The organism is Mucilaginibacter pedocola, from assembly GCF_002013915.1.
GTDB lineage: Bacteria > Bacteroidota > Bacteroidia > Sphingobacteriales > Sphingobacteriaceae > Mucilaginibacter > Mucilaginibacter pedocola.
Genome location: NZ_MBTF01000007.1, coordinates 129,833 through 140,448 on the forward strand (window position 1 = coordinate 129,833; position 10,616 = coordinate 140,448).

A 10,616-nucleotide genomic window follows, 5' to 3' on the forward strand; every position below is an offset into this window, starting at 1 on the left:
ACAAGCCTATGATGCGTAGTGAAAAAAGTGTAGATTAGGGCTTAATCAATTTCTTACAATTGTGCATCTCTTATCCCGAAATTTTTGCAATTTGGTGGCTTCTTTATGCCTGTTTTGGGGGAGTAAGGTAACCGCGCAGCAGGTACAGGCACCCGTTGCACCAGCCGTTTTACCCGGCATAATGTCGATGCCGGACGACACGTCCATGGTGCGGGCTTTTTTAACGTTCTCGGATACCAGTTCGGCGCTTTCCTCTCAGGAACGCTTGTACGTCACCAGCGCTATGCGTGTGGTCGCCGTAGCAAAGAGGATCGGTGACCAAAAAGGCCTCATCAGTTTATACGACCAGCTATTCCACTACTATTATTTTACGAAAAACGATTTTAATACGGCATTCGACTATATTAACTATTCCCTACAGATAGCAAGAAAGCTCGGCGCAAAGATCGAGACCGTGCACGCACTGGCACATGTAGCGGATTGTTACATTTTTATAGCCGACTATGCCGCGGCCCTGGAATCCTACCAGGAGGCGTTGCGTATATTAAAGGGCGTAAAGGGTAGTTACCGGCTTCATGGAGAAGTATTCATGGCCTTGAGTATCGGCCGCCTGTATGCCGTAGATATGAAACATTTTGGTCAGGCCTTGCCCTACGACCTGGAGGCGATCTCATTGGCGGCCAGTATTAAAGACACGACCTTGCTGATCAGGGGGTACGACCAGGCGGCAAGAGATCATTATGCATTAAAGGACTACCACGCCGCCTATCGCTATTGCCGCATGGCACTTTCCTTTAAAGGAGCCGAGGAGGCTGGTTTTTTTAGTAGCGTGAACAATACACTGGGCGCGGTCTACCGTGACGCGCCGGATAGCGTACTGGCAACGCTCGGGGTGGCCTCAGCCGACAGGATGCGGAAAACGTCTATGGCTTTCAAACTGGCCTTAAGCTCAGCAAGGAGAAGTGGTTATTTGCCCGACATTGTGGAGAGCCTGGGTAACATGAGCGGGCTGATGGCAAAAACTAAGGACTTTGGTAAAGCCTATTACATGCATGTAGAATATCTGGCTTTAAAAGATAGCCTGGAAAACGGGTCCGCTAAGAGAACGATATTGCAAAAACAACTTCATTCCGAATTTAACAGGCAGGCAGATTCACTTAAGTTCCGCCAGCAATTGGCCAGTGCGGAACTTAGGGCCAAAAAAGCCCAGAGTTATTATTTCATCGGAGCTCTTTTTATTTTACTGGCCTCGCTGTTGCTCGTCTGGCGCAGTTATATTAAACAACGCAAATCGAATACGCTGCTGTCCAGGGCGAACGGGCTGGTTTCCGAGGCTAATGCAGAATTGAGCAGGAAACAAGCGGAGATCACCGGCCAACGGGACCGGCTTACAAAAACCCTGGAAGATCTTAATGCGGCCCAACAACAATTGATACAGGCTGAAAAGATGGCTTCCCTGGGCGAGTTGACCGCAGGTATCGCCCACGAGATCCAGAACCCACTGAATTTCGTGAATAATTTTTCCGATGTCAGTGTGGAGATGATAGGGGAGTCTCTGACGGAATTCGAAAGGGGCGAATTTGAAGAGGCCAAGGCGATCATTAAGGATCTTCAGAAAAATATCGAAAAGATAAATTTCCATGGCAAACGTGCGGACGGGATCGTAAAAAGTATGCTGGAGCATAGCCGGCCTTCAGCAGGCAGCCGGGAACTCACGGATGTCAATAAACTTATAAGCGAAATGATAGAATTAGCCTATCAGGGTTTTCGCGCCAAGGATAAAATGTTCAGCGCTGAACTGGGCGTGGATCTTGACGAAGGCTTGCCATTAGTGCCGTTGATCTCTCAGGATATCGGCCGGGTAATAGTGAACCTGCTTTACAACGCTTTTTATGCTGTCCGCAAAAAAAAGGTGGCATCAAGTGATGGGTACGATGCGCGAGTCTCCGTTAACACGTCTTACCATGACGGCATGGCCTTCATAAGCGTGATCGATAATGGAGATGGCGTGCCGGAAGTGATACGCGATAAGATCATGCAGCCGTTTTTCACGACAAAACCTACAGGGGAAGGCACCGGGCTGGGGCTTTCTTTAAGTTATGATATTGTTGTAAGGGCCCACGCAGGAAAGCTTTTTCTTGATCATCGACACCTGGGCGGAACAGAAATGGTCATGGCGCTGCCCGTAACGCGTTAATGGTCATATATATTCATTCAACTCCCGGGTTGGGATGCCGCGCCTGGACGAGATCATTTACTTGCCGTTTTTAACAGCCCAAGCTGCCAAAATAATTCCGCACTGCCCTGTGTCGAACGGTGGGAGGCTAACCTTCCCTCGCTATTTAATACATAAATGTCTACATCATCGAATTTAAATGTTTTGTTATTCGGTGCAGTATCATGAAAAGGCCTAACGAATTTTCCACTCCAGGTACCAGTGACCAGTACGGTATCTCCCGATGCATAAGCTTTAAAGTCTTCCCCCCTAATATCGAAAACCGTAAAACCATCCCCGTATACTGTTTTGATGCTATCCAGATCGGCCATGGCCGGGCCACCGTTAAAATACTCCCGGTAACCCGGGGCGCATTTATTTAAGAACTTATCGAAGTCCTTGCTATTGATATATCCCTGGGACCGCAGAACCACGGCTTTATTCCGTTCCAGCTTATCTTGTCCGGCATTTTTCACAGGCCCGTTATTACATGCAGCAATGATGGTAACCAATATTAACAGATATTTTTTCATCTTGGTATTATAGCTTAAGTGCTTAAATATAACTGATTTTCGTTACCACTTGCAGGAGTAAGCGCTATAATTTAACTTAGCCAGGCCATGGCCTTATCAAAGAACACCCGCATAGATATTTTAGACCAGATCAGGGGTATCGCCCTGCTGGGTATCTTGATATTCAATATTCAGACCTATAGCTTTTACGCCCTTTTGCGCCCCGAGCAGGTTTACGCGCTGGGGATCGACCGGCCTGAAAGTTATGCACCGGCCCAGTTCCTGATCCATTTATTGATAAAAGGGCAATTCTATACCATCTACAGCTTTTTGTTCGGGCTGGGATTTTACCTGATGTGGCAAAAGAACAACGCTGCCGGCCTGCCGGCCGACAGGCTCTTCAGGCGAAGGTTATGGGCATTATTGCTTTTCGGGCTGCTGCACGGCCTTGTGCTGTGGTTCGGTGATGTGCTGCATAAATATGCCCTGCTGGGTTTTAGCCTGCTCTATTTTAACCGGAAGCCTGTGCCGGCACTGCTGAAATGGATAGGTGTTTTTCTCGGGCTGCTGGCGCTGATACAATTTTTTAAAGTATTTTTCTTTCCCCAGACAGCGGCCTCGGCCGCTCAAAGCCATGAGCAGTTCGATGCTGTCGTCATGCAGGTGCTGGATGCCTGGCAAGATGGCTCGGTACTTAGTGTTATGGGGTTTCAAAAGCTTGGGATGCTAATGGTATGGGTACAGAACATTAGCGAAGGCCTGGTAGGCGTCATCCACTTCCAGATCATGTTCCTGGTGGGCCTGATCGCCGGTAAGGCCGGCATCTTTTATCATCTGCCGGAATGGCGTAATAAACTATCTAAATGGGCTTGGTGGGCATTTTTGGTGGGTTTGCCTATTAAATGTATTTCCTGCCTGGATGTCTTTGATATTCATTTTGGAAGCCTGCCTTATGCCTGGAGTACCTTTGTCGTCAATGTAAGTTCCGGCATCGGCACACTATTGTTGGCGGTAGCTTACCTGGTCGCGCTGGCCCTCGGCCTCAACGGCAGGCGGCCATCAGTTCAACAATGGATCGGTAATACGGGCCGCATGGGGCTGACCAATTACCTCGGGCAATCGTTGCTTTGCGCTATCCTATTTTACGGCTACGGCTTTGGCTTAAGCGGGCAGCTGACACTACTGCAAACGTTTCTGCCTGTGCTGTTGATCTACAGCTTACAGGTCATCTTCAGCAACATTTGGCTGCGTTATTACACATCAGGCCCGATGGAATCCCTTTGGCGGAGGATGACGTACTTCAGATGTTAAGTGTTCGCCGCTCGGCGATCTTCCTGAATGATCAAACTATATTACCGGCCTGTTGTTGGACACTCATGCAAAACGAATACAGCGATAGCGAGCCGCATGAATTTGAGCAACTGATAGGAAACAAGATCAGGATGGCCGGTGAAGCTTTGGGTGAATTAGCTGCCTCCTTGGGTTAAGATCAATTAAGAAAAATCGTTTCTGATCCGGCGTATATTGTAAACATCCGTTACACAAGGAGCATTGTGGATCTTTGCTTTTTTATCGTAAATGTAGATGACTTGGAAGTGACGCCCGTTATTGCCTGCGGCATACGCCTTTCTACTACACCCCGGCGACATTTGGATACATTCGGGAACAGGCAGCAGCCGAACTTTGCTTCAACAAAAGCAAAGGGAAATGGATCTAAAAAACAGCACTATACTCATCACCGGGGGAACCAGCGGAATCGGCCTGGAACTGGTCAAACAACTTACGGAGCAGGGAGCAAAGATATTAGCGACCGGCCGCAACGCCGAAGCCCTGAACGAAACGAAAAAGCGTTTTCCGAACACAGCGTTTTTCCAAAGCGATGTCAGTGACCCGCGCGACATTAAGAGCCTGTTCGTGCAGGTGACACAACAGTTTCCCGAATTGAATGTGATCATCAATAATGCCGGCGAGATGCGCCTGCTCGACGCGCAGGATACCGGCAAAGGCCTGGAGGACATGACCCGCGAGATCGACGTCAATTTATCCGGCACGATCCAAATGGTGCATCAGTTCCTGCCGCACCTGATCGCCCAGCCGCATGCCGCTATCGTCAATGTATCTTCAGCCATCGCATTCATGGCCTACTCTTCGGCACCGGTCTATAGCGCATCAAAAGCAGGCGTGCATGCTTACACCCAGGCGCTGCGGCTGCAACTCAGCAAAACCAGCGTAAAAGTGATCGAACTCATTCCGCCGGGGGTAAACACCAACCTGCAAAACGACTGGTTGCTGCAGCCTAACCCGGCGCAGATGATGGATGTGGATAAACTGGTGAATGTGGCGGTCAAAGGACTAAAAAATGACAGCCCCGAGATCAGGCCGTTTTTGGTGAGCCTGATCAAATTCCTCAGCAGGGCCATTCCGGGCCAGCTCATAAAATTCGGGCATCGGGAATTCGAGAAATTTCAGCAACTCAATAACAATAAATAACGATCAGGCATGAAAAAAACAATATTAGCGGCGGTTATGCTGCTCATTTCCGTAACGGCATTTGCCCAGAAATCATCTGCTGACCAGATCATCGGCACCTGGCAATGTGAAGAATATAGGATAGAGGTCTTTAAGGTGGGCAGCAGCTACTCGGCGAAACTATTATGGTCAAAAGAGATGTTTGAGCCAGACGGCAGGACCTCGAAAAAAGATGTCAAAAACCCCGATGAGAAATTGCGAAGCAGGCCGGTGCAGGGCGTCACGCACATTACCGGGCTTATTTACAGGGACGGCGAATACCGTGACGGTAAATTATACAGCGTGCAGGATGGCAATACATACAGCCTGAAAGGGAAATTATTAAGCGCCAACAACCTGGAGGCCCGTGGTTACAAGGGTGTGCCCATGCTGGGCAAAACGTTCAAATGGAAACGGGTCGAATAATCATCATCACTGAAAATTAAGCAATATAAATAAAATGAACAAAGATGAATTATCAAGTTTTTGGTTCGTGGTATCCAACGCCTTGCCACCGGTAGGATTTTTCCTGTACTTTAAACACCGGCAGCAATTTCCCAATAAGGCAAAACGGGCGCTGAACAGCGCGCTGATCGGGGTACCGATAGCGCTGGCCGGAGGCTATATCATGAATACCTTTATCCTGAACTGATATGGTGAGGAATATCATTGTGATCCTGTTACTGATCATATCTGTAACACTTAGTTTTAAACATGGGCTGGATACGTTCAATTATAAGAACGACCCGGGGCTGTGAAGATGATGGAGCTGTTGGGTCTCCCTGAAAAACTGGTACCAGGCGTAGGGGCATACACCATTCTAGCAGGGCTGTTTTTGCTGATCCCTCAAACCTATTTTCTGGGGAATCTGCTGAACGCGGTTTCGATCGTGATCATTATGTGCCTGGCGGCCCGGGCCGGGAACCTGAAGATGGCGCTGATCGAGATCCCTTTTTTAGCACTGCCCATCGTATTGATATGGTTAAAATATCCGTTAAAATTTAAATAACTTGCAATATGCCAAATGCCAGGCCATACCGAATAGGATCGATCACGGAGATACACCGCCTGATGGGGCATCCCAAACCGCATCATCCCCTGATCAGCATCATTGACCTGAAGGGGTTGAAGAGTGTTCCCGGCATTGATGCGGTGGTGTTCGATCTGTATGTGATCTCGATGAAGCGTGGCTGCGATAATTTATTTTACGGGCAGCAGAAATACGATTTCGATGAGGGGCTGATGGGCTTCATGTCGCCGGGGCAGGTCCTCCGCGGAGAAGAAAATGGCGTACCTCCCAAACTCGAAGGCTGGATGCTGTTCGTGCATCCCGACTTCTTATGGAATACTACACTAGCCGTCAAAATAAAGAAATACGATTTCTTTGGTTACGCAACAAATGAGGCTTTGTTCCTTTCCGATAAGGAAGAGGCGGTGATCAAGGAACTCATCAAAAATATCAGTACGGAATATCATTCCAATATCGATAAGTTTAGCCAAGATATCATCATTTCCAACCTGGAAACGCTGTTGAATTACGCCGAGCGGTTTTACCAGCGCCAGTTCATAACCCGGAAGATCACCAATCACAAAGTATTAGAAAAGCTGGAAGGCCTGACCACTGCATATCTGTGCGATGAAGCCTTGCTTTCCAAGGGCTTACCTTCCGTTCAATACTTTGCTGACAAGCTGAACATATCTTCGAAGTACCTGAGCAGTTTGCTGAAACAACTTACCGGGCAAACTACCCAGCAGATCATTCACGGGAAGCTGATCGAAAAAGCCAAAGAGAAACTGTCGACGACGGAACTATCCGTTAGTGAGATCGCCTATCAGCTGGGCTTCGAGCATCCGCAGTCGTTCAACAAGTTGTTCAAAAGCAAAACCAGCCAAAGCCCTTTGGACTTTCGGCAATCCTTTAACTGACCCACCATGAATACACCAAACAGTGCTTCCCTGATACATCGGATCAGGCAGAATGATAAATTGCCGATCAGGATCGTCTCGCCTGATTTTGGCCATCTTTCGGCATCAGAGGCTGCTGGCTACGTGTCCCCGAAATATACGCCCTATTATTATTTCCTGTTCATGCTGGAGGGTAACAGCCGGCATGAGATCGATATGCAAGCCTATGAAGCAGGCAGTGGGGAACTGGTCTTTGTGCTGCCGCACCAGGTTCACCGACATCCGGCCATGAGCCCGGAGTCCAATTTTGTGAAGCTCGGTTTTGATGAAAGCTGCCTGGCATTCTTGCCGAAACAATATCCTTTCCTGATCGGCCCGCTGAATCATCAAAAAGTAAGATTCGAGCCATCCGCGGCTTTAAGGGTGAAAGCAGTATTTGTTATCCTGCTCGGCCTGCTCAGACGCCGGCAAACTGCTCCCGAACTGATACTGGCGCACCTGAACAGCTTGCTTGCCGAGATCAATGATGCTTATTTTAAGGAAGAGTCCGGCCCGGCTGACGGAAAATTACCTGAGTTCATGGCCTTCAGGCGTTTTATCGAAGAAAATCTCACAGCTCATTTGCCGGTCAAGGATATAGCCCGGCAGGTGGGCGTTAATACCAATAAACTTTACCAGGCAGTTATGCATTGCACCGGTATTTCCCCCAAAGCATACCTCAATAAACGGTTGATCCTGGAAGCGAAACGCCGGATATTTTATCATGAACATATTTCGGTCAAGGAACTGGCTTACGGGCTTGGTTTCAATGACCCGGAATACTTCTCCCGTTTTTTTAAAAAGGCCAGCGGCCAGACGGTCGCTGGCTATGCTAAGGAAATGTCAGGGTTTTAATTCTTTTAGTCCGGCTGTTCTTTCCGCAGTTAAGTGAGCTTTGTATTCATAAAGCTTAGTAAAATGAAAGAAAAAAAAGGTAAGATACTAGTTACCGGGGGCACCGGACTGGTTGGCGCACGTTTGCTGCCAAGATTGGCCGGTGCCGGTTATAACTGCCGCGCGCTTGTCAGGGAAGGAAAAGCAGCTCCGGCCGGGGCGGCGGGTATTACAGGCGACCTGTTCGACCCATTATCGCTGGCGGGAGCCGTAAAAGAAATCTCGGCCGTTATCCATCTGGCAGCAGTGTTTCGTACAGCGGACACAGAATTGATCTGGAAAAGCAATTTGGAAGGCACTCGGAACCTTATCGAAGCCGTGCGGTTACATGCACCCGGTGCAAAATTCATCTTTGCAAGTACGAGCCATGTTTACAATAAAGATAACCCGCATCCCGGCCGCGAGGACGATGAACCGGCTCCTCAGCATGCCTATCCGGCAAGTAAAGTTGCCGCAGAAAAAGCATTAGGTGAAAGCGGGCTGAGCTGGTCTGTCCTACGTTTCCCCTTCGTTTATGGTGACGGGGACGGGCATTTGGAGGATCTGCCGAAACATGCCATCGCCGCTAAATTTCATCCGGCAATGCGGATGAGTACTATTCATCATCGCGATATCTTTACGGCGGTAGCTATGGCTTTAGAAGGGAAGTTGGACGGCCGCATCGTCAACATTGCTGATGAAGCACCCTTAACACTTTACGAGATCCTGCAGCTTGCCGGTGAAACGATGCCTGCCACATCCGAACCCCTGGCCGATCCCTGGTATTTGCATGCCGATGCCTCACTTGCCCGGAGCCTGGGATTCAAAGCTTCGGTCAGGACCATTCATCAGGCGAAAGAGGAAGGCATGCTTTAGAAACGTATTTAGTTTTTGTTTAGCATATCACGCCGGAACTGCACCGGCGTGATATGGGTACGCTGCTTGAATAATTTATGGAAGGACTGTGGGTGCTCAAAGCCCAGTTGATAGGCAATCTCAGCGGTCGTCAGACCGGTGCTATTCAATAGGATTTTTGCTTTTTCTATCAGCGCCAGATGGATATGCTGCTGGGTCGTCTTACCGGTGAGCGATCTGAGCATGTCAGACAAATAGCGCTGCGATACATTAAGGTGCGCAGCAATATCCTGTGGCGAGGGCAGGCCATTGACCGTGGCACAGGAGCCATCGAAGTGGCTTTCCAGGCAGTCATTCATCCGGGTGATCAGTTCATGGTGCAGATTCTTGCGGGTATGGAACTGCCGGTGATAGAACCGGTCGCTGTGATCGAATAATAATTCTAGTAGCGATACCAGCACCTTATCACTGAATTGGTCGATCTGGTTCTCCAGCTCGGAAGCGATCGCCTGGAAGACCATTTCCACCGTCTGTTTCTCTTTATCAGAGAGGTATAAGGATTCGGCTACGGTATAATCAAAAAAACCATATTGGTAAATGTGTTGAGCCAATGGCTGCCCCGTCAAAAGCGACGGATGGAAATAGAGCGCATAGCCCTGGTAATCCTCTCGGTCACCCGGCATCTGCACCGATTGGCCCGGTGCTAAAAATGCCATTCCGCCTTCCTTAAAATCGTAAGTTCCCGGCCCGTACTTCACGCTGCCGTTAAAATCCCTTTTAAACGTTATCTTATAGAAATCCAGCAGGAACCAGTTCCCGGCATCGCGCAGGCTGATCGTGTCCTTGTCGTAATTGACCAGGCTGATCAGGGGATGGGCCGGCGGAGCCAGTCCCAGCCTTTTCATCAGATCGGTGATATTTTCAAACTTTAAAGTGTTCAAATCATGTTTTGTTAAGCTATTGAATTAACTCTGCACAGCCGGACGGATCACAATATCGCCGACATCTACATTGTCCGGCTGGTCAATAGCGTAAGCGATCGCGCGGGCTATAGCCTCTGCCGGGATCGCCATTTTTTCAGCATTTTTCTGAATGTTCGCCCGTAAAGCATCATTCTTAATTTTACCGGCAAATTCGGTGGACACATAACCTGGCGATACACCTGTTACGCGCCAGCGTCCCTGAGATTCCTGACGCAGGCCTTCGCTGATCGTACGCACTGCATTCTTCGTGCCGGCATATACGCCCATGACCGGAACGATGGTTATACCAGCGGTAGGGATCACGTTGATAAAATGTCCTGAGCCCGCTTCTTTAAATATGGGCATTGCAGCTGCTATACCATACAAAGTGCCTTTCAGGTTGACATCGATCATCTGTTCCCAGCCTTCCACATCAATGTCTTCCATCGGATATAACTGGCTTATCCCGGCATTATTGATCATAACATCAAGTTTGCCGAACTTGTTTACCGCCAATTCGGTTAGCCCTGTCAGGTCTTCCCGGCGTGTCACATCCACTGCCAAGAATGCTGCCTCACCGCCGTTCTGCTGAATTTTTTCAACGATTCGTTCTAAATGATCGTCCCTTCGAGCGCCGAGAACGACTTTAGCGCCCATGGCGGCTAGTACTTCGGCTGTAGCCTGCCCGATGCCGCTGCTCGCACCTGTGATCGCAACGACTTTTCCTGCAATTCTGTTTTCCATGAT

12 protein-coding genes are annotated in these 10,616 nt (G+C 49.0%); 9 read left to right on the forward strand and 3 right to left on the reverse strand.

Annotated features, from left to right (window positions below; genetic code table 11):
* Positions 1 to 94 precede the first annotated feature (94 nt).
* Positions 95 to 2,197 (forward strand): ATP-binding protein, encoded by a 2,103-nt coding sequence (locus BC343_RS31370; RefSeq protein WP_238381749.1) that lies wholly within the window; start codon positions 95 to 97, stop codon positions 2,195 to 2,197.
* Between the two features lie 53 nt (positions 2,198 to 2,250).
* On the opposite strand, the gene BC343_RS10375 is transcribed toward BC343_RS31370, so the two are convergent.
* Entirely contained in the window at positions 2,251 to 2,748 is a 498-nt protein-coding gene (locus BC343_RS10375; protein ID WP_078347713.1) for an ester cyclase, read from the reverse strand.
* Between the two features lie 87 nt (positions 2,749 to 2,835).
* Between BC343_RS10375 and BC343_RS10380 the strand changes: the two genes are divergently transcribed.
* From BC343_RS10380 to BC343_RS10415, 8 genes are all read left to right on the forward strand, one after another.
* Positions 2,836 to 4,038 carry a DUF418 domain-containing protein gene (locus BC343_RS10380; protein WP_078347714.1) on the forward strand — a complete coding sequence of 401 codons (1,203 nt, stop codon included), beginning with the start codon at positions 2,836 to 2,838 and terminating at the stop codon, positions 4,036 to 4,038.
* Between the two features lie 396 nt (positions 4,039 to 4,434).
* On the forward strand, positions 4,435 to 5,217 hold the full coding sequence (locus BC343_RS10385) for an SDR family oxidoreductase (protein ID WP_078347715.1): 783 nt from the start codon (positions 4,435 to 4,437) through the stop codon (positions 5,215 to 5,217).
* 9 nt (positions 5,218 to 5,226) lie between these two features.
* Complete coding sequence (locus tag BC343_RS10390) at positions 5,227 to 5,661, forward strand: DUF2147 domain-containing protein (protein WP_078347716.1); 435 nt, start codon at positions 5,227 to 5,229, stop codon at positions 5,659 to 5,661.
* A 34-nt stretch (positions 5,662 to 5,695) separates the two neighbouring features.
* Positions 5,696 to 5,887, forward strand: coding sequence for a hypothetical protein (locus tag BC343_RS10395; RefSeq protein ID WP_078347717.1), 192 nt, complete (start codon positions 5,696 to 5,698; stop codon positions 5,885 to 5,887).
* Positions 5,888 to 5,995: 108 nt separating this feature from the next.
* Positions 5,996 to 6,244 carry a hypothetical protein gene (locus tag BC343_RS10400; protein ID WP_202909769.1) on the forward strand — a complete coding sequence of 83 codons (249 nt, stop codon included), beginning with the start codon at positions 5,996 to 5,998 and terminating at the stop codon, positions 6,242 to 6,244.
* Between the two features lie 8 nt (positions 6,245 to 6,252).
* Positions 6,253 to 7,161 carry a helix-turn-helix domain-containing protein gene (locus BC343_RS10405; protein ID WP_078347718.1) on the forward strand — a complete coding sequence of 303 codons (909 nt, stop codon included), beginning with the start codon at positions 6,253 to 6,255 and terminating at the stop codon, positions 7,159 to 7,161.
* 6 nt (positions 7,162 to 7,167) lie between these two features.
* A complete protein-coding gene (locus tag BC343_RS10410) occupies positions 7,168 to 8,034 on the forward strand; it encodes a helix-turn-helix domain-containing protein (protein ID WP_078347719.1) in 867 nt (288 codons plus the stop codon).
* Positions 8,035 to 8,097: 63 nt separating this feature from the next.
* Positions 8,098 to 8,928: an NAD-dependent epimerase/dehydratase family protein gene (locus BC343_RS10415; protein ID WP_078347720.1), complete on the forward strand. Its 831-nt coding sequence runs from the start codon at positions 8,098 to 8,100 to the stop codon at positions 8,926 to 8,928.
* Between the two features lie 8 nt (positions 8,929 to 8,936).
* On the opposite strand, the gene BC343_RS10420 is transcribed toward BC343_RS10415, so the two are convergent.
* A complete protein-coding gene (locus tag BC343_RS10420) occupies positions 8,937 to 9,848 on the reverse strand; it encodes an AraC family transcriptional regulator (RefSeq protein WP_238381745.1) in 912 nt (303 codons plus the stop codon).
* 24 nt (positions 9,849 to 9,872) lie between these two features.
* Positions 9,873 to 10,616 (reverse strand): SDR family oxidoreductase (locus BC343_RS10425; protein ID WP_449406588.1); only part of this gene is annotated, 744 nt, incomplete at its 5' end.

Bases quoted from the DNA above. Each gene is read 5' to 3' on its own strand.
- BC343_RS10375 (WP_078347713.1), bottom strand. From the start codon at position 2,748: ATGAAAAAATATCTGTTAATATTGGTTACCATCATTGCTGCATGTAAT.
- BC343_RS10380 (WP_078347714.1), top strand. From the start codon at position 2,836: ATGGCCTTATCAAAGAACACCCGCATAGATATTTTAGACCAGATCAGG.
- BC343_RS10385 (WP_078347715.1), top strand. From the start codon at position 4,435: ATGGATCTAAAAAACAGCACTATACTCATCACCGGGGGAACCAGCGGA.
- BC343_RS10390 (WP_078347716.1), top strand. From the start codon at position 5,227: ATGAAAAAAACAATATTAGCGGCGGTTATGCTGCTCATTTCCGTAACG.
- BC343_RS10395 (WP_078347717.1), top strand. From the start codon at position 5,696: ATGAACAAAGATGAATTATCAAGTTTTTGGTTCGTGGTATCCAACGCC.
- BC343_RS10400 (WP_202909769.1), top strand. From the start codon at position 5,996: ATGATGGAGCTGTTGGGTCTCCCTGAAAAACTGGTACCAGGCGTAGGG.
- BC343_RS10405 (WP_078347718.1), top strand. From the start codon at position 6,253: ATGCCAAATGCCAGGCCATACCGAATAGGATCGATCACGGAGATACAC.
- BC343_RS10410 (WP_078347719.1), top strand. From the start codon at position 7,168: ATGAATACACCAAACAGTGCTTCCCTGATACATCGGATCAGGCAGAAT.
- BC343_RS10415 (WP_078347720.1), top strand. From the start codon at position 8,098: ATGAAAGAAAAAAAAGGTAAGATACTAGTTACCGGGGGCACCGGACTG.